Genomic DNA, 26,561 nt, shown 5'->3' on the forward strand with positions numbered 1-26,561 from the left:
CGGGTCATCGCCGCGCTGGTCTCAAGCGGCGACGGCCTACACGCCTTTCATCCTTGCGCCTTGCCGCGTCACGTTAGGCTCGTCGGCATCATGGAAGATGCGGAGCGAGCTGCGTGGCACGAAGCACAGCAATGCCGAGGGCGGTGATCGCAGCATTGACGCTGCTGTTCGGCGTGCTGCTGGTGCAGTGGCTGCCACGCTTGCCGCCATACTGGTCGCTCGGCGTACTGTCGTTGGTCGCCGTCGTGCTGGGATGGCGTTGTCCGCGCTGGCGCTGGCTGTCTTGCGTGCTGTTGGGCATCGTTTGGGCTGCCTGGCGCGGCGCTAGCGGTATGGATGAGCGCTTGCCGCGTGCGCTGGAAGGCCGGGATTTTGTGGTGATTGGCACGGTTGCCGAATTGCCGCAGGCGCGCAGCGATGCCACGTCATTCAATCTGCGCATCGAGCAAGCCACGCTGGATGGCAAGCCTGTCGCGCTGCACGGACACCTGAATGTGTCGTGGTACGACATGGCACCATCGTTGCCGCCGTGCTCGCGCTGGCATTTGTTGCTGCGGCTGAAACGACCGCGCGGCTTGCTCAATCCCGGAGGTGCCGACAGCGAACGTTCGTCGCTGGAACGAGGCATCATCGCCACCGGCTATGTACGCGAGGATCCGGCCAACAAGCCCTTGGGCAGCCATGGACTTTGTGTCAATGGCGTACGCGATGCGATCTCGCGGGGCATAGCGGCGCGCGTGCACGATCCGCACGATGTGGCGCTGCTGCAAGCTTTTTCCGTAGGCGACACGCGCGGACTGGAGCAGCGTGACTGGGAAGTGGCACGGGCCAACGGCGTATCGCACCTCATTGCCATCTCCGGCTTTCATGTCGGTGTCGCCGCGGTGTTTGGTGTCTGGCTGGCGATGCTGGTTTATGCGATTTGGCCGCGCCTTGGCTGGCGGCTACCGCGGCCGCAGGCGCAGGCTGGCGCTGCGCTGCTGGTCGCCGGCATCTACAGCGCACTTGCGGGCTTCGGTTTGCCGACGGTGCGCACGTTGCTGATGATTGCGGTGGTGGCTATCGCACGATGCAGCCGGCGAGGTGGTAGCGGCGTGCAGTCACTGGCTTTGGCGATGATCGCGATTCTGCTGGTCGATCCACTGTCGGTGCTGGAGCCCGGCTTCTGGCTGTCGTTCGTGGGCGTATCGTTTCTGATGTTGTGTCTGCAGGCGCGCGGCCGAGGTCTGAGTGCATTTCTGCATGAACTGTCGGTCGGTCAGATGGTAATGACGGTATCGCTGTTGCCGCTTAGTCTGTGGTTTTTCGGCGAGGCCTCGTTGGTCGGCGCGTTGTCCAATTTGATCGCCGTGCCGGTGATCAGCTTTGTGATCGTGCCTTGCGCGCTGGTTGGCGTCTTGCTGATGGGGTTGTGTCCGCCATTGGCCACGCCAGTGTTGTGGCTGGCCGCGCAATTGGCGCACGCGCAATGGTGGTTGCTGGAGCAGATGGCGGGCTGGCCCGGCGCGCACTGGTACTTGCCGACCGTGCAATCCTGGGCGTTATTGCTGGCGCTGTTGGGCGCGGCGTGGTTGTTCCTGCCGCGCGGCGTACCGATGCGCTGGCTCGGGATATTGCTGTTCCTGCCACTGTTGGTGCCACCTCTTGATTTGCCGGCTGAAGGTGCATTCGAGGCTTGGGTATTGGATGTGGGGCAGGGTTTGTCCGTCGTGCTTCGCACGCGCGAGCATGCGTTGGTATACGACACCGGCGCGCGTTATCCGTCGGGTTTCGATCTGGGTGAGTCGACCGTACTGCCGTCGATGCACGCGTTGGGCATCAATCAGCTGGACGTGCTGATGATCAGCCATGGCGATAACGATCACGCTGGCGGCGCCGAAGCCGTTGCCAATGCCTTTCCCAATGCATCGCGCTATGCCGGCGAACCGGTCAGGATGAAGATACCGATGCAGCAATGTATGGCGGGTCAGGCGTGGCAATGGGACGGCGTGAGTTTTCGCGTGCTGAATCCTGCGGCCGATAAATTCACAGTCAGGTTATCCGCCAAGGACGATGCCATAGCGGATCAAAAAGCCAAGAAGAACAACGATCGATCGTGCGTGCTGCTGATCGAGGGACACGGCGGACGTCTGTTGCTCACTGGCGATATCAGCATGAAGGCGGAGTCGCAGGTAATTACTGCGCTTGATCCTGGTACACCACTGGTTATGCTGGTTCCACATCACGGCAGTAGCAGCTCTTCCAGCGCCAGCTTCATCACCGCGATAAAACCAGCGTTCGCGCTGGTATCGGCGGGCTGGCGCAATCGCTTTCGCCATCCGCGACCCGATACGCTGGCGCGCTATGCGGCTGCTCACGTAGCGGTTTTCAACACCGCCGAGCAGGGTGCCATGCCGGTGAATTTTCCGGCGGACGGCGAGCCAGAGCGCCAACAGGGCTGGCGACAGCGCGATCCGCGTTACTGGCGCGAATGAGTATTTGCCTGACGTCGGCGGCGTTCGAGTGATCCGTTTGAACCGCGCACATAGCATGGAATGCCACACCCGCCGCAGTACCCGCGAGCGGGACTGCTATCATGCGCGCTCATCAAATCGTTGCTGCGATGGGGTTGGAACGTGCTGGAAATCCTGATGGCTGGCGGTTGGGCAATGGTGCCCATCCTGATCTGTTCAGCGATCGCGTTGGCGATCGTACTGGAGCGTTGCTGGACTTTGCGTCGCAGCGCGGTGTTGCCGCCGGGTCTCGGTGACGAGGTGCGCGAGTGGGCACGTTCGGGCCAGCTCGATCCCGCCCACATCGATACGCTTGCCATCGGTTCACCGCTGGGCGAATTGCTGGCCTCGGCGCTGGCCGTGCGCAACCGCTCGCGCGAGCTGATCAAGGAGCGCATCGAGGATACCGGCCGGCACGTGGTGCACCGGATGGAGCGTTACCTCAATACGCTGGGCACCATCGCTCTGATCGGCCCACTGCTCGGCCTGTTCGGTACGGTGATCGGCCTGATTCGCATGTTCATGGAAGTGATGGCCGGCGGCATCGGTGACCCCGCCAAGATGGCTGGCGGCATCGGCGAAGCGCTGATCTGCACGGCATCCGGCCTCACCGTGGCGATTCCTGCCTACGTGTTGCATCGCTATTTCCGCTCGCGCGTGGCGGGCTACTGCGTGCAGATGGAAAAACAGGCCACCGCGCTGCTGGATGATCTGACCCTGGCCGCGGCGCCTGCTCCGGCAACACGCGTCCGTCGCAGCCCGGCATCCACTGCGCCGAGCGCGAGCTGAGCGCACGACGATGCGTATTGGTAACGACCGCCGTCAGGACGATTTCGAGATCAACGTGATTCCGTTGATCGACGTGCTGCTGACCCTGTTGATGTTCTTTGTCCTCACCAGCACCTTCGTACAGCACACGCATCTGCAGGTGACGCTGCCCAGGGCCAGCTCGCAAGACCACGATACCAACGCGCCAGCGTTGACCATCGTGGTCGACCGCGATGGCAAGTTCTATGTCGGCAGCGATGAAGTGATGGGCGAGGGCATCGAGCCGCTCAAGCAGACCATCGAACGCATCGCCGGTACCGACCGCGATCGCCAGGTCACCATTCGTGCCGACGGCATGACAGCACATCAGAACGTGGTGACTGCGATGGACGCGCTGGGCCAGCTGGGCTTTACCAAGCTGTCGATCGCTACCACGCCGACGCAGCCGGACAAAGCGCAGTGAGTAATGGCAAGGGCGGCGTATGGAATGCCCATAGCCGAAAAGTCTATCGACGACTGCTGGGTTATTCGGCGCGTTACTGGCCGATAGCGCTGGTGGCGCTTGTCGGCATGCTGCTGGACGGTGGTGGTCTGACGCTGTTTAACCAGCTGTTGAAAAACATGATCGACAAGCTGTTCGCGCAAAAAGACGCTTACTGGATCTTTTGGATGCCGATCTGGATCATCGGTATTTTCTACGTGCGCGCGCTCGGCACGTTTGCCAGCGACTATGGCGTTGCCTATATCGGCCGGCACGTGGTGCAGGCGATGCAGCGGGATGTATTCGCGGCTTATCTACGACTGCCCGCGCCGTATTTCGGCAACGAACCTTCCGGCCAGCAGGTATCGCGCGTCACCTATACCAGCGAGCAGGTAGCCTCGGCGTCGACCGATGCCGCCAAGATCGCCATCACCGACGGTTTCACCGTTATCGCGATGCTGTCCTTGATGCTTTACAACAGCGCGTACTTGACGCTGTCGCTGCTGATTATGGTGCCGGCGATCGCGTTGGTGGCGACCGTGGTCGGCCGGCGCTACCGACAGATCAGTCGCCGTATACAGGGCAGCATGGGTTCGGTGACCGGTACTGTGGAAGAATCGGTCGGCGCGCATCGGGAGGTCCGCATCTATGGGGGCCAGGAGCGCGAGGCGAATCGATTCGAGCAGGTCACCAGGGACACCCGGCGGCTCAATCTGAAGATTGCCGCTACCAACGCGGCATCCAGTTCGACCGTACAGATCGTCGCCTCCACCGCGCTGGCGGCGCTGGTGTTTCTCGGTACGCGGCCGCAGGTGATCAACCAGATATCGCCGGGCACCTTTTTTACCGTGCTGACAGCGATGGGAGCCATGCTGGCATCTCTGAAGCGTCTTACTACCGTGCAGTCGAATATTCAGCGCGGCATTTCGGCAGCGGAGGATATCTTCGAAGTGATCGATCTGCCGCCGGAAATCGACAAGGGCACGCGCGAGCTCACGCGCACGCGCGGCGACATCCGTTTCGAGAGCGTGGAATTGGTTTATCCGCGCAATGATATGAAAGCGTTGCGCGGCGTCGATCTGCATTGCGCGCCGGGTACGGTAACGGCTTTGGTTGGGCGTTCCGGCAGCGGCAAGAGCAGTTTGGTCGGCCTGCTGCCGCGCTTTCATGCGCCCACCGGTGGCCGCATTGTGCTGGATGGTCAGGATTACGAAAGCTATACGTTGGCCTCGCTTCGCAAACAGATCGCTTGGGTCGGTCAAAGCGTGGTGCTGTTTGACGATACGGTGGCCAACAACATCGCCTACGGCGAACTCGCCGGCTCCAGCGAAGTAGACATCGTCGCGGCAGCTGAAGCTGCCAACGCGATGGAATTCATTTCGCGTATGCCACAGGGTTTGCAGACGCAGATCGGGCAGAGCGGAAACATGTTGTCCGGTGGCCAGCGTCAGCGCATCGCGATTGCGCGCGCGATCCTCAAGAATGCGCCGATCCTGGTGCTGGACGAAGCGACCAGCGCGCTGGATACCGAGTCTGAGCGGTTGATCCAGCAGGCGCTGCAGCGACTGATGAAGGATCGCACGACCGTTGTGATCGCGCATCGTCTATCCACCATCGAGCACGCCGACCAGATCGCAGTGATGGATCAGGGCCGCATCGTCGAGCGTGGTACGCATGCCGAACTGATCGCGCTGGGCGGACACTATGCGGCGCTGCATCGGATGCAGTTTCACGATCAAACGGTCGATCAAAGCAGCGGTCAGGCAGGCGAATCCGTTAGTCAGCCTGCGGGCATCTGAGGCTCTCCATGGCGCTGATCGATACACTCGAATCAGCCTGGTACGGTAACGGCCGCGCACCATGGTGGGCCAGGCCGCTATCCAATATATACGGCGCCGTGATCCGGCTGCGCGGATGGCTCTATCAGTCAGGCGTCAGACGCAGCGTGGTTTTGCCAGCACCTGTCATCGTGATCGGCAACCTGAGCGTCGGAGGTACTGGCAAGACGCCGCTGACCATCGCCGTAGTCGAAGCCTTGCGCGATCGCGGTTATCGACCGGGCGTCGCCAGTCGCGGTTACGGCGGTAGTCAGCGCGAGCCGCTGTTGCTGGGGGATACGCCCGATCCGGCGCAGGTAGGCGATGAGCCTTGTCTGATCCGCGTCAGCGGCGTGCCGGTGGCCGTCGGGCGCGATCGTCCAGCGGCAGCTCGACTGCTGCTCGACGCGGGCTGCAATGTGGTTATCGCCGACGATGGTTTGCAACATTATCGGTTGGCGCGTGATGTGGAAATCTGCGTGATCGATGGCGTACGCCGCTTCGGCAATGAACGGCTATTGCCATCCGGCCCCTTGCGCGAACCGATGCATCGATTGCAGCGCGTGGATTTTCGCGTATGCAACGGCGGCATCGCAGCAGACGGCGAATACTCGATGCAACTGCGCGGCGGCGAGATCGTGTCGTTGAGTGATGGTCGACGCCAGTTGCTTGCAATGTTTGCAGGGCAACGCGTCCACGCGGTCGCGGCGATTGGCAATCCACGGCGTTTCTTCGACAGCCTGCGCGAAGTCGGCATCGATGTGATCGAACATGCCTTCGCCGATCATCATCAGTTTGTACCTGCGGATCTGGATTTTTCTGATGGTTTGCCTGTGCTGATGACCGACAAGGACGCGGTGAAGTGCCAGCGCTTCGCAAAGTCTGGCTGGTGGCGCGTGCCGGTGCGCGCCGATTTACCGGATGCTTTTTACGTAGCGCTGATTGACCGTATCGGCAACGCGTCGGCTCGCCAACCGGCCGCGTAACTCGTTGGGGTTTTCGGCATTGCCATTGTCCAGCTGGATGGCTTGCGGCTCATAAAGGCTTGATGTCCGCGTGGGATGATCTCGTAGTGCCTCGTAACTTCCTGGGAGAAATCGATATGAAAGAGCAGATCGGTCAACGTTTTCTGGTGATCTACAGTGGCGTGCTTACCGCCGTATTTGCGGTCAGCGTGCTCAGCGGTTTCGTGTCGGCGCCGAAGAAGACGAGTCTTGAAGAGCTGGACGTACAGCGCATCGACTTGGTGGAGCCAGATGGCACATTGCGGATGGTTATTTCAGACAAGGCGCGTTTCCCTGGCGCAATCATCAAGGGCAAGGAGTACGCGCATGAACGTCTCGACGCCGGCATGCTGTTCTACAACGACGAAGGCACCGAGAACGGCGGCCTTATCTTCAGCGGCTACAAGGACAAGGACGGCAAGATCGTCAACTCCGGTGGCAGCCTCACCTTCGACAAATACGAGCAGGATCAGCTGGTGCAGTTACTCGGTGCACACGACAGTGATGGGCATACGGCGGGATTGATCGTCAGTGATCGACCCGATCGGCCCATCCAGCAGGATCTGGTGGAAATGCAGAAAATCGACGCCATGCCGGCCACCGAACGTGAGCAGTTGATGCAGGCGCGCAGCAAGAGCAACTATTACGGGTCGACCCGCATCGTGCTGGCACGTGGTGACGACGGTGTTGCCAAAATCAGTCTGCGCGATGCCGACGGCCATCCTCGCATCGTGATGGGCGTGGCCAAGGACGGTACCTCAAGTCTCAAGTTTCTCGATGCCAGCGGCAAAGTGTTGAATGAGCTGACGCCAACCAGCAAGCCCTGAAGTGGTTGCGCCTGAGAATGCCGAGCTAGGTCACTTAGTCTGTTGATATCGGCTCGCCGCCAAGCCAGACCTGACGCACCAAATTACCGCCGATCCAGTAACAGAGTTCAGCCGGCTGACGCGCATTCCACACAACGAGATCGGCACGCTGATCGACCGCCAGCGTGCCACGATCGGCGAGGCCGAGCGCACGTGCTGCGTTGACAGTCACGCCGCGCAGCGCCTCTTCGGGCGTCAGCCGGAACAGTGTGCAGCCCATGCCGGCGGCCAGCCGTAGCGACAGCAGCGGCGAAGTGCCGGGGTTGCAGTCGGTGGCAATCGCCATTGCTACAGCGTGCTTGCGTAGCAGTTCGACTGGCGGCAGTTTCGTTTCGCGCAGCGCGTAGAACGCACCGGGAAGCAGCACCGCGACGGTGCCGGCGGCGGCCATGGCTACAATGCCGGACTCGCTGAGGTGCTCCAGATGATCGGCAGAAAGGCCACCGTATTCAGCCACGAGCGCGGCACCATGCAGATCGGACAATTGTTCGGCATGCAGCTTCACCGGCAGGCCGAGCTGTTTGGCGCGTTCGAACAGGCGACGGGTTTCCGCATGGCTGAAACCGATCGATTCACAGAATGCATCGACCGCGTCGACCAGTTTTTCCGCCGCAAGTGTCGGCAGGATCTCGTCGCATACCAGCGTGACGTAATCGTCGCGCCGATCCTTGTACTCGGGCGGCAGCGCGTGCAGGCCGAGGAAGCTGGTACGCACCGTCATGCCAAGCTCACGCCCCAGGCGTCGGGCGACGCGCAACATGCGGCGTTCGCCATCCAGATTCAGCCCGTAGCCGGATTTGATTTCCAACGTGGTCACGCCGTCGGCGAGCAGGGCCAGGGCGCGCGGCAGCGACTGCGCGTATAGCTGCTCTTCCGAAGCGCCGCGCGTGGCCGTGACGCTGGATATGATGCCGCCGCCAGCCCGCGCAATGTCCTCATAGCTGGCACCATTCAAGCGCAGATCGAACTCGTGGGCGCGATCGCCGGCAAATACCAGATGCGTGTGGCAGTCGACCAAACCAGGTGTGACCAGCGCGCCATCGAGTGAATCCACGATCGCAGACAGTGTGTCGGGCGCCGCCGGTAAAGCGTCCACGCGCCCGACCCAGGCGATGCGGCCACGATGGATCGCGATGGCACCGCGTTCGATCAGGCCGCACGGCGCGTCGCCGGCAAACGTCGCCAGCGTGGCATTCATCAGCAGTCGATCCCAGCGTGGCGTGCTCATGTTTCGCAGGCTCCTTGATGGCCTCAGGTTGCGTTGGGTGGCGTCTTGCCGGGTGGCTCTTCGCTGTCGGAGTCGAGATCTGTCGGCTCGTCATCAACTGGTTCGTCATCAACCGGTTCGTCGGCGATGGGCCCAGCCGATTCGTCGAAAGCGGTGGTGTTGCCGACATGCTGCATCGCTTCGGCTTCAAGCTTGGCTTTCTCAGTGGTTTCAGCCTGGGCGGCCTGCTGCTTTTCGAAATCCTGCACCATCCGTTCGGCAAAATCCTTGTAGACCGGCGTGGGGCAGAACAGCGAAGCTGCAGCGCGTGCCAGCAGGCAGGCAGCCATGATTGGAATCACCATGTCCTGGTTGTCGGTCAGCTCCATCGCGATCACCGCCGAGGTCAGCGGCGCACCGGTCACGCCCGACAGATACGCACTCATGCCCAGCAATACGACCGACGCGGCCGGCACGCTGGGCAGAAACGTGGCGATGTTGTGGCCGATACCGGCGCCCACCGCAAGGGCTGGCGAAAAGATGCCGCCGGGAATGCCGGCCCAGTACGACACCACGTTCGCCAGCAGCTTGGCGATGCCGAAGGTCTGGCCTGGCGTGACCGCCGATTCCTGCACGAAGGCGCGGGCCTGGTCGTAGCCCGTGCCGTAGACCGTGTTGTGCGAGAGTACGCCGATGACCGCCAAGGCAAGCCCGCAGCCACCGGCAAACAATACGGGACCACGCGCTCGCAGCCGGCCGATATAAGCCAGCGGGCCATTGCGGCTGAGCAAAATAAGCCGGGCGAACAGCCCACCGAGCAGCCCGCAGATCACACCGCACCACAGTACGGCCAGCCACGCGTGGCCCAGCGGCAGCAGGGTTTCTACCCGGCCGAAGTAGGCGTAATTGCCCATGATGCCCAGCGACACGACGCCGCCGATAATTACCGCGGTGAGCAGCAGACCGCTGAAACGATGCTCGAACGTGCCGGCCAGTTCCTCGATGGCGAATACCACGCCGGCCAGCGGCGTATTGAAGGCTGCCGCGATACCTGCCGCGCCGCCGGCGAGAATGAAGCGCGAGGCCGCCTTGGGATCATCGAAACCAAAGCGTTTGCCCAGCGAATAGAAGATGCCGGCACCCACGTGCACGGTCGGGCCTTCACGGCCGATCGAAGCGCCAACCGCCAAGGCAACGAGGGTGAGGATCATCTTGCCCGCGGCAATCGGCAGGGCCAGCATGCGTTCGCGAAAACCCTCATCCTCGATATGCAAGGTAGCAATGACTTGCGGAATGCCGCTGCCGCGCGTGGCGCGCAGTTTGCCCTCGGTGACCCAGGCCAGCAGCGCGAACACCACCGGCGTGAGGATCAATGGAATCCAGATGCCATGCGTGAGGATCTGCTGAAACAGGTGGTACGACCAGTCGCTCGCCTTGGCAAACACGATCGCCGCCAGCGCCACCAGCAGGGCACCAGCCCACAGGGCGATGCGTCGCTTCCACTGCTGCGGTGCAAAGAACTCATGTCCCAGCACCGCCTGCAGCCGCGGGTTGGATGATTTCGTCATGGATGGCGCCCGCTCTGCCTCGTCCCGGTCAGATGGATTCGAGCGAGGCGGGGTAGAGTCGGTCATCGAGTGATTATTGCAGACCTTGCCGAGGCAGGCCGATGTCAGGTCGCGATCAGGTTCGCGGCTTGGTGTGCCAACGCATCTCGTAAAGATCGAAGCGGCGATCTTTCAGGTTCTGTACCGCGCCAGCGTTGCGCGCGCGCGCCAGACTCTCCAGCCGCAAGTCGGCAAACAGCACGGTTTCGATATTCGGGGTGGAGTCGGCGGCAATGCCGTCGCGCGCGAACGGAAAATCGCTGGGCGTCAGGATGCAGCTCTGGCCATATTGGATGTCGAAGTTGTTGACGCCGGGCAGATTGCCGACGTTGCCCGATAGCACCACGTAACACTGGTTTTCGATTGCCCGTGCCTGCGAGCAGTAGCGTACGCGCAGATAGCCTTCGCGCACGTCGGTACAGAACGGCACGAACAGGATCAGTGCGCCCTGGTCGGTGAGGTGACGCGCCACTTCCGGAAATTCCGAGTCGTAGCAGATCATCACGCCGATCGGACCGCAGTCGGTTTGCACCGTCGCTGCCGTGTCGCCGCCGGTAATGCTCCAGACGGTGCGCTCGCTGGGAGTGGGGTGCAGCTTTTCGCGTTCGTGGATCGAACCATCCCGGAGACACACGTAACAGACGTTGTGGATGTCGCCGTTGGCCTGCTCGGTGGGGTGCGTGCCGGCGATGATGTTGATGTTGTAGTGGACGGCCAGACGGCCAAACAACTCTTTTACCTGTGGGGTGTACTGACTGAGCTTGCGGATCGATTCGACCGGCGACAGCTCGGTGTTTTCGATCGACAGCAACTGCAGCGTGATCAGCTCGGGAAAGGTGACGAAATCGGCGTTGTAATCGGCGGCGATATCGGTGAAGTATTCCACCTGCGTGGCGAATTCCTCGAACGATCCGATCTTGCGCTGCTGGTACTGCACCGACGCCACGCGCACCGAATCGGGCATGTTCTGCGTCGATGGAATCGACGGCATGTCCGGGTGATCGAGCAGTTGCGGATTGCGCCAGACCATGTGAACCGCATAGCCCAATGAATCGTAGTCCGAGGGCGCGTAAGCGCGCAGCACGCCGATCGCCTCGAAATCGTTGGACAGCTGAAAGCTCAGCGTCAGGTCACGACGCTTGCCCTCTACCACGGCTTGCACATATGCCTCGGCGGTGCCGTAACGTTGCATGCTCTTGGCCAGGCCAGGAATGCGTCCGCCGAACACGATGCCGCGCAGTTTCAGATCCATGCACAGGCGCTTGCGCGCCTGGTACAGCCGCTGACCGATGCGCATGCCGCGGTAATCCGGATGCACCACCACTTCCATGCCGTACAGCCAGTCGCCGTCCTGCTTGTGGCGTGAGCCCATGCCACCGCCGGTGATCTGCATCCAGGTGTGTGGCGCCAGCGCCGTAGCCTCATCGATACGGAACGTGGCGCAATAGCCGACGACCTTGCCTTCGTATTCGACGACGAACTGACCTGCGGCGAAATGCGTTTGCTGCGAGCGCAACATTTCTGCCGAATGGCCCCATTCGGCGGTATAGATGCGCGCGGTGAGATCGACCAGCTGCGGCACGTCTTCCGGTGTTGCCAGACGAAGCAGGAGTTTGGGGCTGAGTTCACTGGTTTTCTTGGCCATTTCAGGATTATGCCGCACGTAAAGTGAAGTGAAAGCGACTGTGCCGGTTACACTTTTGGTTTACCTCACTTTGAGTTTTACGTCAGGAGCAAAGGCCGTGGGCGACGAGGCACGTATTTATAACTACAGCGCCGCCAGTAGCTGGCATGCGGATGGCTGGCAAAGCGATGTGATCCTTGGTGTGGATGTCGAGGGAAATTTGTCAGCTGCCACTGACGTTGCACCGCAGTCGATCGGCCAGTGGGTGTTGCCCGGCATGCCGAACCTGCACTCGCATGCGTTTCAGCGCGCAATGGCTGGACTGGCCGAACGTCGTAGCCGTATCGACGACAGTTTCTGGTCGTGGCGCGAAATCATGTACGGATTTGCCGCGGCGATCAGTCCGGAGGCATTGCAGGCGATTGCTGCCCAGCTCTACGTCGAAATGCTCAAGGCCGGTTACACCCAGGTCTGTGAATTTCATTATCTGCATCATCAGCCGGATGGCGCGCCTTACGCACAGCCGGAGGCGATGTCGCTGGCATTGATCGAGGCCGCACGCGAGGCGGGCATCGCGCTGACCTTGCTGCCGGTGCTCTACATGAGCGGCGGTTTCGACGGTCGCGCGCTGGCGCCGCGGCAGTGCCGCTTCGGCAACAGCGTGGATAGTTATCTGCGTCTGCTGGATTCGCTGCAGCCATACGAGAACGAGCAGTTGCGCGTCGGTATCGCACTGCACTCGCTGCGCGCTGTGCCGCCCGATGCCATGCGCGAAGTACTCGCCAGCAAAGCGGCGCAGAACTGTCCCATCCATATCCATGTCGCTGAGCAGATCGGCGAAGTACAGGATTGCCTCGCCCTGCGCGGTGCGCGGCCGGTCGAGTGGCTGCTCGATAACGCCGACGTCAACGCGCGCTGGTGCCTGGTTCACGCCACGCATCTGACCGATAACGAAACCTCGCGGCTGGCAAGCAGCGGCGCGGTGGCTGGCTTGTGTCCCACGACGGAAGCGAATCTTGGCGACGGGCTATTTCCGCTGGCGGATTACCTCGATGCCGGTGGCAGGCTCGGTATCGGTTCGGATTCGCACATCTCCATCTCACCGGTGGAAGAGCTGCGCTGGCTCGAATACGGCCAGCGGCTGGTCTCGCGCCATCGCAATATCGGTGCGCGTCGTCCCGGTGCCAGCGTGGGCGAAACCCTGTGGCGAGCGGCATTGAGCGGCGGTGCGCAGGCATCCGGGCTGCCGATCGGTGAGCTGCGCAATGGCGCGCGCGCCGACCTGCTGGTGCTGGACGAAAACTCACCACTGCTGGTCGCACGCGACGCATCATCGGTGATCGACAGTTTTCTGTTCGCGGGAAACACGCCGCTGGTGCGCGACGTGATGTGCGGCGGCGAGTGGGTGGTGCGTGATTTCCAGCATCGTGACGAGGAACGCATCGCTGCACGCTATCGCCACACTGTCACTGGGTTGGCAGCGGGCTAAGGTTCCGCCCTTGCTGACTGTTAGCCAAATGAATGACAGCTATCGACAAGGCGAGACCACGTCATCGGCTGCTGTCACGACCGCGTTACTGGGCACACATCCCCATCATGGAGTGTTCCCATGCGTCGATTCATGTCTACCCTGCTGATTTCCGCTGCCCTGATGGGCGGCGCCCTTTCATTGTCCGGCTGCATCGTGGTGCCGCCGCGGCCTTACCACCAGCGCGTCTGGGTCACGGGCTATTGGGCTCCCCAGCATGTCTGGGTTGGTGGTCACTGGGGTTATCGCTAAGTGACTACCGTTAAGTCCGCTTCAAAAAAAACCGATGGCGCCAGCTTTTGCTGCTGGCGCCATCGGGTAATGCACTATCTATCAGTGAATTGAAACTTACTGCGCTTGCGATGAAGTCGAGGCGGCCGTGGCCGACACCGGGTTCTGTGCCTTGAACTGTTCCCACTGTGCCTTGCGAGCCTGCTGCTGCGTCTTCAGTGTGGCGTACTGTGCCTTCTGCTGGGTGGTCAATACAGCATAGATCTGCGTGCGGATGGCGGCCTGCTGCTGCACGCGCTGCGTGGTGGCAGCGCCTTCGGCCTGAGCCAGGCTGGCGGCGGCTGCCTGGTAACCGACCTGATCCGGAGTCAGGGCTTCAAAAGCCTCGCGCTGCTGATGGAGCGCCTGGCGCTGGGTCTTGTTCTGCGCAAAGCTGGTCTGGACAATCTGTTTGATGCTGGCTTGCTGAGCCGTGGTCAGGTTGAGTTTGCCTAGCGGCAGGAACTGGCCATGACCATGACCGCCGTGGCCGCCATGCTCGCCGCCAGGACCTTGCTGAGCGGAGACAGCAAGTGTGGTGAGGGCCATGGCCGACGCCAGGACCAGGCTGAGTGTGAGGCTCTTGCGCATAAGAAATACCTTGGTGGTGGTTGGGGTGAGTTGTTGCGTATATTGGACGACACCCCCGCGTATATGTTCTTTGCCGCCAGGTAAAGATGGGTAAAGAACGTGGTGTTGCACCCGCTGCAAGGCTTAGCTGTCGCACGAATCCACTGGCATAAACATTCCGAGCATCATGTCCCGAATCCTGATTGTTGATGACGACCGCGCCCTGTGCAGCCTGCTGGCCGACTACCTGCAGCGCGAAGGTTTTGACGTGGATGTCGCGCACGACGGCGCTACCGCGCTGGCGCAATTGCACAATCAATCGCTGCGCCCCGATCTGCTGATACTCGACGTGATGATGCCGGGCCGCGATGGCCTGGATACCTTGCGCGAACTGCGTCTGCAATACCGGCTGCCGGTGATCATGCTGTCCGCGCGCGGCGAGCCGGTGGATCGCATCGTTGGATTGGAATTGGGTGCTGACGACTACCTGTCCAAACCGTGTCTGCCGCGCGAGCTGCTGGCACGCGTGCGCGCGCAACTGCGGCGCAATACGCCGGCCATCGCGGGCACGCTGCAGGTTGGCGTGTTGCGCCTGCTGCCGGGCGAACGTCGCGCGTTTGCCGACGACAACGAACTCTCGCTTACCGGCGCGGAATACATGCTGCTGCAAGCGCTGGCACAGCGCGCGGGCGAGCTGGTCGAAAAGGCGGTGCTGACGCGCTTTGCGCTCGGCCGCGAACTGGAGCGTTTCGATCGTAGCGTCGACGTGCATGTGAGCCGTTTGCGGCACAAGCTGGCCGAAGCCTCGGCGCAAGCGCCACGCATCGACTCCGTGCGCGGGGCAGGCTACGTGCTCGTGGTGGGTACACCGTGAGTCTGTTCAGCGGCTCGCTTTTCAGGGGCTCGCTTTATCGGCGGCTGCTGGTGTTGTTCTGCGTCGGTAATTTGCTGGTGCTGTTTGTCGGTGGGCTGCTGACGCGCGGTTTTATCGACTACACCACGGCGAAGGAAATCGACTGGGTAGCCCTCGCACAGGGTGCTGACGTGGCCTATGAAAGTGGCGGCGCGAATGCCCTGGCCGACTGGTCGATGCAGCAGCGGCATGAAGGCATCTTCCAAGCCACGCTTTACGAAAAAGGTCAGCCGCTGTCGCCGATGCGCCTGCATCCGGCCATGGAGCGATCGCTGTCGAGCTGGCTCGATGCAGACAAGGACGTGGTATTGCAGCCCTTGCCTGGTCTGTACGTGGCCGTGCAGCAGGTCACTGGCGACGACGGTCATCCGCGCCAGTTGGTGGCATTGAGTCGCACGCACGCCCGGATTGCGCCACAGACACGGCAGCTCATTTTGTGGGGCGTGCAACTGACCTTGCTGCTGCTGCTTATCGGTTTGCTGAGCTGGTGGGTTGCACGCAGCGTGGCGCGACCGGTCGAGGCCTTGCGTGATGCGACCCGGCGCATGGCTGCCGGCGAACTCTCGACGCGGGTGGGTCGTCGACGCGGCAAAAAATACGACGAGCTCGCCCAGCTTGCCTACGACTTCGACGCCATGGCCGAACGTATCGAAGCGTTGGTCGCGCATGATCGCGGCGTGCTGCAGGATCTCTCGCACGAGCTGCGTTCGCCACTGGCGAGGCTGCATCTGATCCTCAACCTGGCCCAACGCAGCAAAAATCCTGTCGAAGCCGAGCCGTATTTTCTGCAGGCCGAACAGGAGATCGATCGACTCGACCAGATGACTGGCGAAATGCTGGCGCTGTCGCGACTCGAAGGCGGCATTCCCGGCATGAACCGCGAGAGCCTCGAACTCGACGAGTTGATACGCGAGTGCGTGACTCAGGCCGAGCTGGAGGCTGGCGTGCGCAAGGTGTCATTGCGGATAACCTCCAACACGCCAGTGTTCATTACCGGCAGTCCGCTGCTGCTCGAACGCGCTGTCGGCAATTTGATTGCCAATGCGATCAAGTTCAGTCCGATCGGTGGTGCGGTGGAGCTGCGCGTGCAAGAGGTGCAGGGCAGTGCCGAGCTGTCTATCCGCGATCATGGCCCCGGCGTGCCGGAGGCTGAACTGACGTATCTGTTCCGGCCGTTCTACCGCGGTAGCAATGCGGTACGTGCGGATGGCCATGGCGTAGGTCTGGCCATCGTACAGCGCGTGGTACAGGTGCATGGTGGCGAGATTTATGCTGAGAATGCGGCAGGCGGTGGTTTGCAGGTCACGCTGCGTTTGCCAATCACGGCTTTAGCGACGAGCTGATCGCGCGGGCTGGATGTCTCCAGCCATTTGTCCCGCCGTGGTTAACGGCAATGGGATCGCGGAACAGGTTTTGTGGATGGCCTTGTCAGCCTGTTTTCGTATAGACGGCCATATAAAGGAAACCCGGTGTAGCCACATAGTGACCCGCGCAAGACAGCAGCCATGTGGTTGGCTTCACCTGCTCAATGGCCGGACTTGCATCGCGACCACTTCGCTATGGCAAACTGCTTGTTGAATCCCTTGCGGTATTTCCATGCGCTCGTCCTCGCTTACTGCTGTTGGTCTGGCGCTTTGTTCGGCGCTGTTTTTCACGTTGACTTACGTGCTCAATCGCAGCCTTGTCGCAGGCGGTGGCCATTGGCAGTGGGCGGTGATCTTGCGCTATCTGTTTACGCTGCCGCTGCTGGCGGTGGTGCTGCCGCGGCAGGGTGGCCTGGGCGCGCTGCCACAGGAGCTGCGCCGTTATCCACGTCCGTGGCTGCTATGGAGCAGTGTGGGATTCGTATTGTTTGGTATTCCGCTGACGTGGGCGGCCAGCAGCGGACCGTCGTGGCTGATCGCCGGCAGTTTCCAGATCACCGTGCTGGCCGGTCCACTACTGGCACCGCTGCTTTATCGCGATGAACGCCGCCGGCTGGCGTGGCGCAGCCTGGCGATCGGCGTGTTGATCGTCGCCGGCGTGTTCACCTTGCAGTGGGGGCACGCGCAGGGTCGTCTGTCAGCGAGCGACTGGCTGGCGATCGCCGCGGTAGCGCTGGCGGCATTCGCGTATCCGCTGGGTAACCGCGGTCTGTTGCTGCATCTTGAGCAGACCAGTCCGAAGCAGGGCGCCAGCCATATCTCAGCCGTGCAGCGAGTATTCGGCATGACGCTGTGCAGCTGGCCGCTGTGGCTGCTGTTCGCAGTGATCGCGTGGTTCACCATTGGCCCGCCAAACCTGCGCGAGATGCTGCTCGCTGCCGGCGTGGCGCTGTCGTCGGGCACCATCGCTACCGTGTTGTTTTTCCGCGCCACCGACATGGTGCGCAGCGAACCCACCGCACTGGCCGCGGTGGAGGCGATGCAGGCAGCCGAGCTGCTGTTCGCCACCTTGCTTGGCGTACTGTTTCTCGGTGAGGCGTGGCCGCACGGATATGCCGCTTTCGGCGCGCTGGGCATCGTCGTCGGCATCGGCCTGTTCAGCTGGTTCAGTGGCCGTGACTCGGCGGGCAACGATGAGGCAGTGAGCGCCTTGCGTAGTGATCGCGGCGCCTGATCTTCGCGGACAATAGGGCATCCGTTGGCTTGCGCGATCAAAAGGCACGCGCTACACCTGTCGGCTTCTAACGGTAGGTAGCTGGAAACACGATGAGTAAGCGGCGTAATACGTGGCTGGTGCTGGGTGCATTGCTGGGCTTGATGGCGACGATGGCTTGCGAGGCACAGATACCTGCATCCATGTCGACCCTACGATGGGATGCATCGAAAGTCGGTAATCATCGGTATCTGGTGCAGGTGGCCAAACCGGCCGATGCGGTGCATGTAATCATTCCATGGCGTCGGCGCGATCTCCATCCGGAACAGGTCGCGGTGATCGTTACGGCACCGGACGGAAGTGTGGTCAGTAACGTGCTGCGCGGCGCGATCGAGCAGGCCTCTGGCGAGCTGGTGTTCGCAGCGAAGCAGGCAGGCATTTACGCGATCTATTACCAGCCCTATCTGAGCAATGGGCGCAGCAATTATCCGACGGTGAGCTATGCGGCGCCGAAAGACACCGCCAGTCCCGAGTGGATAAAAACAATGGGCTCCGATCCGGTGGCTTGGAAACGTCTGCCGCAGGCGCAAGTGCTGCGCTACGAAGCGGTCGACGATTTTGATGCCTATACCGACATGGAACGCACCGCCACGCCGCAGGAGCTGCAGCATCTGCTGGCAGCCAATACCGGATCGTCCTTGCTGCTGTTTCCCGAGACACGCGAGCATCCGGTGCGCATGTTCGATCAGATCCCCGAGCGCTGGGCGATTCGCGGTACCGGCGGCGCGTTGAACGACAGCGCGCCGCGCGGCGAATATCTGAGTTTTCAGATCGGGTTGTGGGCACCGCATGTTGCGGTGAGCGATGTGAAAGTCGGCGTGGTCGATCTGCACGGACCGGATGGCGCGATCATCCCAGCCAGCGCGCTGACCTGTTTCAACCTCGGCGGCATCGACTACGCCGGTCAGCCGTTCACCACTCGCGTCGATGTAGCGCAGGGCCGCGTACAGCCCTTATGGATGGGTCTGGATATTCCTGCCGACGCGAAACCGGGCACGTATCGTGGTGAGTTGACCATTGGTGCCGATGGCGTGCCGTCGCAGAAAGTGCCGCTGGTGATTACCGTGGCGTCAGGCAACGCAGTCGCGCATGGCGATAACGATCCCTCGAAGCTCACGCGCCTGCGTTGGCTTAATTCGCGGATCGCGCAGGATGACGGGCTGGTCAGGCCGTTTACTGCCATCACCGTCAATGGTGGTCAGCTCGGCATTCTTGGTCGTGAGATTCGACTCGCCGATAGTGGTCTGCCCGCGCAGATTACGAGCTATTTCAGTGAACGCATGACGGGCTTTTCTGATAAGCCAACAACCATGTTCGTGGCACCGATCACCTTGACTTTAAAAGACGGAGCGGGAATGCATGACCTTTCTCCGCAGGATGCGGAGGGCATGCGCAAAGCAACCTCAGTCAAGATGGAGCCTAAGGCCATTGCTGCAGCGATGGAGCAGCTCTCGCAACCAGACGTCCTCATCGAAGCTGCGTCGAAGTCACCTCCCACAGTGGTGCGCGACGGACCTGGCAAGGTGCATTGGACGGTCTCTCGAAATCTGGGCGCATTGCAGTCCGAGTTGCATGGCTCGCTGGAAGCGGACGGCACGTTGAGCTACGACATCGCCCTGACGACAACCAAAGTAATGCCAATCGACGATATCCGTCTGGACATGGTTCTGCGCCATCAAGTGGCGCAGTACGAACTCGGGCTTGGTCGGCAGGGCAGTGAAGCGCCCAAAGAATTCCAATGGAAGTGGAATGTCGAGAACAACCAAGACGGTGCTTGGATCGGTTCGGTCAATGCCGGACTGGAATTCCATCTGCGCGATGAAAACTACTTGCGCCCCCTCAACACCAACTTCTATCACCAGCAACCGCTGCGGATGCCGGTGTCTTGGGATAACGGCGGGCAGGGCGGCATCCAATTGGCTCGGGAGCAAGAGGATTATCTCGTCTCCGCCTACAGCGGCCCCCGCACGCTGAGCGCCGGCCAGACGCTGCACTTCAACATCGTCATGCGCGTCACGCCGTTCAAGCTGATCAACCCGGCCGAGCATTTCGCCGAGCGCTACTTCCACAAGTACGACGACCTCGACATGATCAAGGCCGATGGTGCGAACGTAGTGAATATCCATCACGCCACCCCGATCAATCCTTGGATCAATTATCCGTTCCTCGATCCGGAGGCGATGCGTGCATACATCAATGCGGCGCACCAACGCGGCATGGAAGTGAAGATCTACGACACCGTCCGCGAGTTGTCCGATCGTGCGCCCGAACTGCCGATGCTGGAATCGCTGGGGCACGAGATCATCAGTGGTGGCAAGGGCGGCGGCTTCTCCTGGCTGCAGGAGCATCTCGATGGCGACTACATCGCCGCCTGGCATGTGCCGGAAAATCGCGACGCGGCGGTAATCGATTCCGGCCAGAGTCGCTGGAACAATTACTACATCGAAGGGTTGGACTGGCTGGCGCGCAACGTCGGCATCGATGGCCTCTACCTTGACGACGTGGCGTATGACCGCGTCACCATGAAGCGCGTGCGCAAGGTACTCGAAGCGCATCGGCCACATCCGCTGATCGATCTGCATTCGGCCAGCCAGTTCGACGCACGCGACGGCTACATCAACAGCGCGCTGCTCTACATGGAACTGTTCCCGTATATCGATCGGCTGTGGTTCGGCGAGGAATTCGATTACGAGAAAACCTCGCCCAGTTACTGGCTCACCGAAATTTCCGGCATCCCGTATGGCCTGATGGGCGAGATGCTGCAGAACGACGGGAACCCCTGGCGCGGCATGCTGTTCGGCATGACCAGCCGACTCGGATGGTCGGCAGGCAGCAACCCGCGGCCGCTATGGAAGTTGTGGGACAGCTTCGGCATCGAACAGGCGCAGATGATCGGCTGGTGGGTCCACGATGCACCAGTGAAAACCATGCGGGACGATGTGCTCGCCACGAGCTACGTACGCGACGGCAAAACGCTGATCGCGATTGCTTCATGGGCGCCGCAGAAGACCGACGTGAAGCTGCTGATCGACTGGATGGCGTTGGGACTGAAACCGCGCGACGGCAAGCTGGTTGCACCTGCGGTCGACGGCTTTCAGCCAGCTGCACAGTTCAAGCCTGGCGATGCGATTCCCGTCGAGCCGGGCAAGGGCTGGTTGTTGATACTGGATTAGCTCATTGAAGCGGAGTCGCCGCGAAAATGGAGAGTCTTGGCGACGTGCTGTTGGGCATCGCTACGCTCTCCCCAACCTACGAAACTACAAACGGCGCATTCTTACATCAAACATCGGCAGGGTGCTCGTGATTGGTAGGTTGGGTTGAGCCTGCGACCGTGAGGCGGGTGCCGAAACGAACATTCGCGCAGCGAATGGCCCGTAGGGTGGCTCGCTGATGCGAGCCATAAACCCAACGTTCGCTTGCATCAGCTGATTGATGCTTGGCGAAACGCGAAGACTGAAGGTTTTCGAAGAAACGCTGTTGGGCATCGCAGCGGCTATCGACCGTTGGTGATCTCTGCTGCGTTTAAGCCGCCAAGATGCTAAAACATCTGGGTCGACCCACGGAAGGATTTCCATCCATGCTCAGTACGCTGGCGATTGCCAACTATCGATCGCTGCGATCGCTGACGCTGCCGCTCGGACGGCTGAACCTGGTTACCGGCGCCAACGGAAGTGGCAAGTCAAACCTTTATCGTGCTTTACGCTTGCTGGCGGAGACCGCCAATGGCGGCGTAGTGAATGCGCTCGCACGCGAGGGCGGCCTTTCCTCGACGCTGTGGGCGGGCCCGGAAAAAATTACGCGCCGCATGCAGACGGGTGAGATACCGATTCAGGGCACTCGGCGCACGGAGCCGGTTGCACTCAAGTTGGGTTTTGCGGGCGAAGACTTCGGTTATGCAATTGATCTCGGAATGCCGCCACCTCCGCCTCCGGCATCTGCGTTCTCGCTTGACCCCGAGATCAAGCGCGAGGCGATCTGGGCGGGTCCGTTTCTGCGGTCGTCGAACTTGCTGGTGGATCGGCGTGGGCCGATGGTGCGCGTGCGCGTGCGCGACGGACGCAGCTGGCGTGTCGTCGCGGAGCATCTGAGTGCATTCGAAAGTATGTTTACCCAGATCGCCGACCCCGAGCGTGCGCCGGAGGTTATGGCGCTGCGCGAATCGATACGCGGCTGGCGTTTTTACGATCATTTCCGTTCCGACATGGACGCTCCTGCGCGATGGTCACAACTTGGCACACGCACTCCGGTGCTGAGTCATGACGGCCGCGATCTTGCCGCCGCATGGCAGACCATTCGCGAAATTGGCGATGTCCAGGCGCTCGATGAAGCGGTCGAGGATGCCTTTCCCGGTGCCTCGGTCAGCGTGACTAATAGCGACGACCGCTTCGGCCTGATGTTTCGCCAGCATGGTCTGCTGCGGCCGCTGTCCTCGGCCGAGCTGTCCGATGGCACGCTGCGCTACCTTCTTTGGATTGCGGCCTTGCACACTCCACGGCCGCCGCCGCTGATGGTGTTGAACGAGCCTGAAACCAGCCTCCATCCTGATCTGCTGCCAGCGCTGGCGCGGCTGATCGAGAAGGCGTCGAAGCGCAGCCAAATTTGGGTGGTATCGCACGCGCCTCGCCTTATCGCTGCGCTTGAAAACGTGTCTGACTGCAATACGGTTGCCCTTGAAAAAGACCTCAGTCAGACCCGCATCATTGGTCAGGGTCAGCTCGATGAGCCCGCGTGGTACTGGCCTGAGCGATGAGATGAGGTCGGCGCTTTGCCGGCTTTGCCCATTGCATCAATTGATAGGCTAAAAATATCAAAGCGGATGTTTTGCATGATCGATCGTCTCGATGCGATGGATTAATCTTGTTGCGTGGTGGCATGTTGCCATCGGATGGGAGCAGCAAGATGGGACGCCTGCAGAACATTCAGGCCGAGATAGCATTGGCGATCGAGCCCGACTGGATTCGCCATGGCACGCCGGCATTCCGGCGCACCAACCTGGCGCTGTTTGCAGCGGGTTTCGCCACGTTCGGACTGCTTTACTGCGTGCAGCCGCTGATGCCGGAGTTCACCCACGACTATCACGTCAGCGCGGCGACCAGCGCGCTGTCGTTGTCGCTGACTACCGGCGTGCTGGCGGTCATGATGTTGTTTGCCGGTGCGGTGTCCGACGCTGTTGGTCGCAAGTCGGTGATGGTGGTGTCGCTGCTGGTGTCGGCGGTGCTGGTGCTGATTTCCGCCTGGATGCCGAGCTGGACGGCTTTGCTGGTCGTTCGCACCTTGCTTGGGATCACTCTCAGCGGATTGCCCGCCGTGGCCATGACATATCTCAGCGAGGAGATGCATCCGGAATCGATCGGTCTTGGCATGGGTCTGTATATCAGCGGCAGCGCGGTCGGCGGCATGAGCGGGCGGCTGATTACCGGGGTGTTGTCCGATTACTTTGGCTGGCATATCGGCGTCAGTGTGGTCGGCATCATCGGTCTGGTTTGTGGTCTTGTTTTCTGGCGTGCGTTGCCGCCGACGCGTCATTTCATTCCACAGCCGCTGCACGCACGTGCCCTGTTCGAACGCTTTACCCGGATGTTTCGTGATCCCGGTCTGCCATGGCTTTTCCTCGAAGGCTTTCTGCTGCTCGGTGCTTTCGTCACCGTTTACAACTACCTCGGCTATCGCCTGCTGGCGCCACCGTTCAACCTCAGCCAGACCGTGGTCGGGCTGATCTTCGGCATCTACCTGATCGGAACCTTCAGTTCGGCATGGATGGGCAGCCTCGCCGGCAGGCTGGGTCGTCGCAAGGTGTTATGGACGGCGTTCGCGATGATGCTGGCGGGCGTCGGCCTGACGATGCTGTCGTCACTGTGGCTGATCATGCTGGGCATCGTGGCGATCACCTTCGGTTTCTTCGGCGGTCATTCGATCGTCAGTAGCTGGGTCGGCCGTCGCGCCGGTAACGCCAAGGCGCAGGCATCGTCGATGTACCTGTTCGGTTATTACATGGGCTCGAGCATCGCCGGAGCCAGCGGTGGCCTGTTCTACGCCGCCGGTGGTTGGAACGGCGTGGCGGCGTTTGTCGGCGTGTTGGTAGTGATCGGTCTGCTGATCGCCTGGAAACTCTATCAATTGCCGCCATTGGTCAACGTCGCGACACCACCAACCCCCATGACGAAAGGAGCCATGCCATGAAAATCGAAGCACTCGATCATCTTGTGCTTACCGTTGCCGATATCGACGCGACCTGTGTCTTCTACGAACGCGTGCTCGGCATGCAAACGGTCACCTTTGGTGAGGGTCGCAAGGCACTCGTATTCGGCGTGCAGAAGCTCAACCTGCATCAGTACAAACATGAGTTTGAGCCAAAGGCCGAACGACCGACACCCGGTGCGATCGACGTGTGCTTTATCACCCGCGTGCCGGTATCCGAGGTGATCACTCACTTGGAAAGCTGCGGTGTTGCGGTGCTGGAGGGTCCGGTGAAGCGCACCGGTGCGCATGGGCCGATTCTGTCGGTGTATTTTCACGATCCCGATCGCAATCTGATCGAGGTCAGCAATTATCTGGACTAAGCATGCTCGTCAAGTTCCGGCATCGCGCATGCGCGTGAGCAGCAACCGCACAAACTTGGCGACCAAGGGCGAGCGCTCGTCGCGCCGATGCACCACGTGGATCTCCGACATCGCTGCCGGATCGGTCAGTGGTACGTAGGCCACGCCGACAACGCCAATGTGTTCGCATGACGCCGGCAGTATCGACACGCCGAGTCCAGCGGCGACCAGTCCGACGATGGTGGAGGCTTCATGGGCATCCTGCACGACGCGTGGTGTAAAACCGGCATTGCGGCATAGCGTGATCACATGATCGTGGATGCCGGCGCCGGCCGATCGGCCAAACAGCACAAACGATTCCTGTGCCAGCCATTCGGTGCGCAGGCGGCGACTTTTACCGAGTTTCGCCATCACCGGATGATCCTCGCGCAGCACGGCGACCAGCGGATCGCGAAACAGCCGTTTCGATACCAATGTGTCGGGCAGCACATTGCCGCGCACGATGCCCATCTGCAGCCGTCGGTCGAGCAGGGCGTCGATCTGCTGCAGCGAATTCATTTCCTGCAGCTGCAGTTGCACGGACGGGGTCGCCTCGCGGAACGCAAAGATCGCGCGCGGAATATGCCCGGACAGCGGTGTGGAGCGGGTAAAACCGATGCGTAGCTCACCGACTTCACCGCGCTGTGCCCGCTGTGCCAGATCGATCGCGTGATCGACGCGCGTAAGGATGTCCTGCGCCTCGACCAGAAAAAGCTTGCCGGCATCGGTCAGCGTTACCCGGCGGTTGGTGCGGGTGAACAGGCGCGCGCTGACCAGTGCCTCGAGCTGACGTATCTGCTGACTGAGCGGCGGCTGCGACATGCCAAGCCGCTCCGCTGCGCGGCCAAAGTGCAACTCGTCGGCCACAGCGAGAAAATAGCGCAGATGACGCAGCTCGATGCTCATGCGAGTTTCAACGAGCGTCCGGCTTCAGCATGCTCTTCATCGCATCGTAATTGCCATCGTTCGGCGCGGCGGGGATCTGCAGCAGATGCGTCATCAGCGGATAGACGTCTACATTCGGGAACGCGGGTACCTTCGCGCCGTCGCGAAAGTCCGGGCCATGCGCGATAAACAGTGCCTGCATCAGCGGGTCGGCATTGTCGTAACCGTGTTCACCGACACTGATATGGCCTACATGGCTGGCGGCGTAATCCGCGGTGGTAATGCGCCAGCCGACATCGGCCAGGCACAGCAGTTGCGGCACGCGCGGGTTGCTGCCGTACGCAAGGCGTTTTGGCACACGGGTCTTGTCCCAGCAGTGCATGTGCTGCTGGGGCTGTTCCATCGTCCGTTCGATCGATGCGAAATCGCTGTCGGCGTTCGTGGTACCCGATTTCGGATTGAAGCCGGCAAGAACGCCCAAGCCCACCGTCTGTACCTTGTCGAGCGGTATCAGCTTGTCGATCATCACGCTGTTCGCCAACGGCACACTGGCCATGCCGTGATCGGCGAGCACGATGATGTTCATTTGATCGAACAGGCCATCCTGTTTCAGTCCGCGCACCAATCGCGCCATCGCGTCGTCGGTATGGCGCAGCGCGTCGTTGACCTGCGGCGAGTCCGGGCCGTATTCGTGACCGGCGTGATCCACTGCATCGAAATACAGGGTGAGAAAGGTCGGCCGCTGTGCCGCCGGTACATTGAGCCAGGCCAGTACCTGGTCCACCCGGGCATCCGCCGTCACGGCGCCATCGAACGGCTTCCAGTCATCCGGATGTTGGCCGTGGATGTCCGCTTCCGCGCCGGGCCAGAACATGGTGGCAGTGCGCAGGCCGTGGGCATCGGCGGTTTCCCAGATCGGCGTGCCCTCGTCCCACCAGCGACCGTCGCTCACCGCCTTGCGATTCTTCAACGAAAACTTGCCCAGCTGTGGATCGGTCATCGTGTTGTCGACGATGCCGTGGTGATCGGGGCGCAGGCCGGTGACGATGGTGTAGTGGTTGGGAAACGTCAGCGACGGAAACGACGGCTGCATGGAGTCCGCCTGTACGCCGTCCTGCGCCAGCATTGCGAGCGTGGGGCTCAAGCCGCGCGTAATGTAGTCGGCGCGGTACGCGTCGATCGAAATCAGCAGTAGCGGAGCAGGCTGGCTGACTGGCGAGTGGGGTGTTGACGATGGGTGTGGCCGCGTGACGCAACCGGTGCTGAATGCCACCAGCAGAACTAACAAAGGGCGCAACAGGATTTTCATGCAGA

General features: G+C 61.3%; 21 protein-coding genes. 15 read left to right on the forward strand and 6 right to left on the reverse strand.

Annotated elements, in window-relative coordinates; translation table 11 throughout:
- The first annotated feature begins 131 nt into the window (after window positions 1–131).
- The 6 genes from HDE79_RS17985 (at window position 132) to HDE79_RS18010 (ending at window position 7,389) form a co-directional block, all read left to right on the forward strand.
- A complete protein-coding gene (locus HDE79_RS17985) occupies window positions 132–2,474 on the forward strand; it encodes a DNA internalization-related competence protein ComEC/Rec2 (RefSeq protein ID WP_184604141.1) in 2,343 nt (780 codons plus the stop codon).
- Window positions 2,475–2,615: 141 nt separating this feature from the next.
- Window positions 2,616–3,281: a MotA/TolQ/ExbB proton channel family protein gene (locus HDE79_RS17990; RefSeq protein WP_184603980.1), complete on the forward strand. Its 666-nt coding sequence runs from the start codon at window positions 2,616–2,618 to the stop codon at window positions 3,279–3,281.
- Window positions 3,282–3,291: 10 nt separating this feature from the next.
- Window positions 3,292–3,723: a biopolymer transporter ExbD gene (locus HDE79_RS17995; protein WP_184603982.1), complete on the forward strand. Its 432-nt coding sequence runs from the start codon at window positions 3,292–3,294 to the stop codon at window positions 3,721–3,723.
- Window positions 3,720–5,540, forward strand: coding sequence for a lipid A export permease/ATP-binding protein MsbA (gene msbA / locus HDE79_RS18000; RefSeq protein WP_184603984.1), 1,821 nt, complete (start codon window positions 3,720–3,722; stop codon window positions 5,538–5,540). Before HDE79_RS17995 ends, msbA begins: the two co-directional genes overlap by 4 nt.
- Window positions 5,541–5,548: 8 nt before the next feature.
- The gene (gene lpxK / locus HDE79_RS18005; RefSeq protein ID WP_184603985.1) at window positions 5,549–6,544 is read left to right on the forward strand and encodes a tetraacyldisaccharide 4'-kinase; all 996 of its coding nucleotides are present in this window, start codon (window positions 5,549–5,551) and stop codon (window positions 6,542–6,544) included.
- Between the two features lie 116 nt (window positions 6,545–6,660).
- Entirely contained in the window at window positions 6,661–7,389 is a 729-nt protein-coding gene (locus HDE79_RS18010) for a hypothetical protein (protein ID WP_184603987.1), read from the forward strand.
- Window positions 7,390–7,423: 34 nt separating this feature from the next.
- Here the strand turns inward: HDE79_RS18010 and hutI are convergent, their stop codons facing one another.
- From hutI to HDE79_RS18025, 3 genes are all read right to left on the reverse strand, one after another.
- Entirely contained in the window at window positions 7,424–8,656 is a 1,233-nt protein-coding gene (hutI, locus tag HDE79_RS18015) for an imidazolonepropionase (RefSeq protein ID WP_184603989.1), read from the reverse strand.
- A gap of 23 nt (window positions 8,657–8,679) precedes the next feature.
- Window positions 8,680–10,203, reverse strand: a complete 1,524-nt coding sequence (locus HDE79_RS18020) for a chloride channel protein (RefSeq protein WP_255488496.1) — start codon at window positions 10,201–10,203, stop codon at window positions 8,680–8,682.
- 115 nt (window positions 10,204–10,318) lie between these two features.
- Window positions 10,319–11,887 carry a bifunctional GNAT family N-acetyltransferase/carbon-nitrogen hydrolase family protein gene (locus tag HDE79_RS18025; RefSeq protein ID WP_184603993.1) on the reverse strand — a complete coding sequence of 523 codons (1,569 nt, stop codon included), beginning with the start codon at window positions 11,885–11,887 and terminating at the stop codon, window positions 10,319–10,321.
- 97 nt (window positions 11,888–11,984) lie between these two features.
- Between HDE79_RS18025 and HDE79_RS18030 the strand changes: the two genes are divergently transcribed.
- Window positions 11,985–13,355: a formimidoylglutamate deiminase gene (locus tag HDE79_RS18030; RefSeq protein WP_343205997.1), complete on the forward strand. Its 1,371-nt coding sequence runs from the start codon at window positions 11,985–11,987 to the stop codon at window positions 13,353–13,355.
- Between the two features lie 120 nt (window positions 13,356–13,475).
- Window positions 13,476–13,646 carry a hypothetical protein gene (locus HDE79_RS18035; protein WP_184603995.1) on the forward strand — a complete coding sequence of 57 codons (171 nt, stop codon included), beginning with the start codon at window positions 13,476–13,478 and terminating at the stop codon, window positions 13,644–13,646.
- A 96-nt stretch (window positions 13,647–13,742) separates the two neighbouring features.
- Here the strand turns inward: HDE79_RS18035 and HDE79_RS18040 are convergent, their stop codons facing one another.
- Window positions 13,743–14,255: a Spy/CpxP family protein refolding chaperone gene (locus tag HDE79_RS18040; protein WP_184603997.1), complete on the reverse strand. Its 513-nt coding sequence runs from the start codon at window positions 14,253–14,255 to the stop codon at window positions 13,743–13,745.
- A 166-nt stretch (window positions 14,256–14,421) separates the two neighbouring features.
- Between HDE79_RS18040 and HDE79_RS18045 the strand changes: the two genes are divergently transcribed.
- From HDE79_RS18045 to HDE79_RS18075, 7 genes are all read left to right on the forward strand, one after another.
- Window positions 14,422–15,108: a response regulator gene (locus HDE79_RS18045; RefSeq protein WP_184603999.1), complete on the forward strand. Its 687-nt coding sequence runs from the start codon at window positions 14,422–14,424 to the stop codon at window positions 15,106–15,108.
- Window positions 15,105–16,490 (forward strand): HAMP domain-containing sensor histidine kinase, encoded by a 1,386-nt coding sequence (locus tag HDE79_RS18050; protein WP_343205998.1) that lies wholly within the window; start codon window positions 15,105–15,107, stop codon window positions 16,488–16,490. The genes HDE79_RS18045 and HDE79_RS18050 overlap by 4 nt, the downstream gene beginning before the upstream one ends.
- A gap of 253 nt (window positions 16,491–16,743) precedes the next feature.
- Entirely contained in the window at window positions 16,744–17,745 is a 1,002-nt protein-coding gene (locus HDE79_RS18055) for a multidrug resistance efflux transporter family protein (RefSeq protein ID WP_184604001.1), read from the forward strand.
- A 92-nt stretch (window positions 17,746–17,837) separates the two neighbouring features.
- On the forward strand, window positions 17,838–20,957 hold the full coding sequence (locus HDE79_RS18060) for a glycoside hydrolase domain-containing protein (protein ID WP_184604003.1): 3,120 nt from the start codon (window positions 17,838–17,840) through the stop codon (window positions 20,955–20,957).
- Between the two features lie 404 nt (window positions 20,958–21,361).
- The gene (locus HDE79_RS18065; RefSeq protein WP_184604006.1) at window positions 21,362–22,534 is read left to right on the forward strand and encodes an AAA family ATPase; all 1,173 of its coding nucleotides are present in this window, start codon (window positions 21,362–21,364) and stop codon (window positions 22,532–22,534) included.
- Between the two features lie 149 nt (window positions 22,535–22,683).
- On the forward strand, window positions 22,684–23,964 hold the full coding sequence (locus HDE79_RS18070) for an MFS transporter (protein ID WP_184604008.1): 1,281 nt from the start codon (window positions 22,684–22,686) through the stop codon (window positions 23,962–23,964).
- Window positions 23,961–24,344 carry a VOC family protein gene (locus HDE79_RS18075; RefSeq protein WP_184604009.1) on the forward strand — a complete coding sequence of 128 codons (384 nt, stop codon included), beginning with the start codon at window positions 23,961–23,963 and terminating at the stop codon, window positions 24,342–24,344. Before HDE79_RS18070 ends, HDE79_RS18075 begins: the two co-directional genes overlap by 4 nt.
- 9 nt (window positions 24,345–24,353) lie before the next feature.
- Here the strand turns inward: HDE79_RS18075 and HDE79_RS18080 are convergent, their stop codons facing one another.
- Entirely contained in the window at window positions 24,354–25,268 is a 915-nt protein-coding gene (locus HDE79_RS18080; RefSeq protein WP_184604011.1) for a LysR family transcriptional regulator, read from the reverse strand.
- Window positions 25,269–25,275: 7 nt separating this feature from the next.
- Complete coding sequence (locus HDE79_RS18085; protein ID WP_184604024.1) at window positions 25,276–26,556, reverse strand: ectonucleotide pyrophosphatase/phosphodiesterase; 1,281 nt, start codon at window positions 26,554–26,556, stop codon at window positions 25,276–25,278.
- Between the last annotated feature and the right edge of the window lie 5 nt (window positions 26,557–26,561).

The sequence above is a fragment of the Rhodanobacter sp. MP1X3 genome (assembly GCF_014207165.1).
GTDB lineage: Bacteria > Pseudomonadota > Gammaproteobacteria > Xanthomonadales > Rhodanobacteraceae > Rhodanobacter.

Bases quoted from the DNA above. Each gene is read 5' to 3' on its own strand.
- HDE79_RS18010 (WP_184603987.1), top strand. From the start codon at position 6,661: ATGAAAGAGCAGATCGGTCAACGTTTTCTGGTGATCTACAGTGGCGTG.
- HDE79_RS18065 (WP_184604006.1), top strand. From the start codon at position 21,362: ATGCTCAGTACGCTGGCGATTGCCAACTATCGATCGCTGCGATCGCTG.
- HDE79_RS18055 (WP_184604001.1), top strand. From the start codon at position 16,744: ATGCGCTCGTCCTCGCTTACTGCTGTTGGTCTGGCGCTTTGTTCGGCG.
- HDE79_RS18060 (WP_184604003.1), top strand. From the start codon at position 17,838: ATGAGTAAGCGGCGTAATACGTGGCTGGTGCTGGGTGCATTGCTGGGC.
- HDE79_RS18025 (WP_184603993.1), bottom strand. From the start codon at position 11,887: ATGGCCAAGAAAACCAGTGAACTCAGCCCCAAACTCCTGCTTCGTCTG.
- HDE79_RS18040 (WP_184603997.1), bottom strand. From the start codon at position 14,255: ATGCGCAAGAGCCTCACACTCAGCCTGGTCCTGGCGTCGGCCATGGCC.
- HDE79_RS18085 (WP_184604024.1), bottom strand. From the start codon at position 26,556: ATGAAAATCCTGTTGCGCCCTTTGTTAGTTCTGCTGGTGGCATTCAGC.
- HDE79_RS17995 (WP_184603982.1), top strand. From the start codon at position 3,292: ATGCGTATTGGTAACGACCGCCGTCAGGACGATTTCGAGATCAACGTG.
- lpxK (WP_184603985.1), top strand. From the start codon at position 5,549: ATGGCGCTGATCGATACACTCGAATCAGCCTGGTACGGTAACGGCCGC.
- HDE79_RS18020 (WP_255488496.1), bottom strand. From the start codon at position 10,203: ATGACGAAATCATCCAACCCGCGGCTGCAGGCGGTGCTGGGACATGAG.
- HDE79_RS18070 (WP_184604008.1), top strand. From the start codon at position 22,684: ATGGGACGCCTGCAGAACATTCAGGCCGAGATAGCATTGGCGATCGAG.
- hutI (WP_184603989.1), bottom strand. From the start codon at position 8,656: ATGAGCACGCCACGCTGGGATCGACTGCTGATGAATGCCACGCTGGCG.
- HDE79_RS18035 (WP_184603995.1), top strand. From the start codon at position 13,476: ATGCGTCGATTCATGTCTACCCTGCTGATTTCCGCTGCCCTGATGGGC.
- HDE79_RS18080 (WP_184604011.1), bottom strand. From the start codon at position 25,268: ATGAGCATCGAGCTGCGTCATCTGCGCTATTTTCTCGCTGTGGCCGAC.
- HDE79_RS18075 (WP_184604009.1), top strand. From the start codon at position 23,961: ATGAAAATCGAAGCACTCGATCATCTTGTGCTTACCGTTGCCGATATC.
- HDE79_RS18045 (WP_184603999.1), top strand. From the start codon at position 14,422: ATGTCCCGAATCCTGATTGTTGATGACGACCGCGCCCTGTGCAGCCTG.
- HDE79_RS17985 (WP_184604141.1), top strand. From the start codon at position 132: ATGCCGAGGGCGGTGATCGCAGCATTGACGCTGCTGTTCGGCGTGCTG.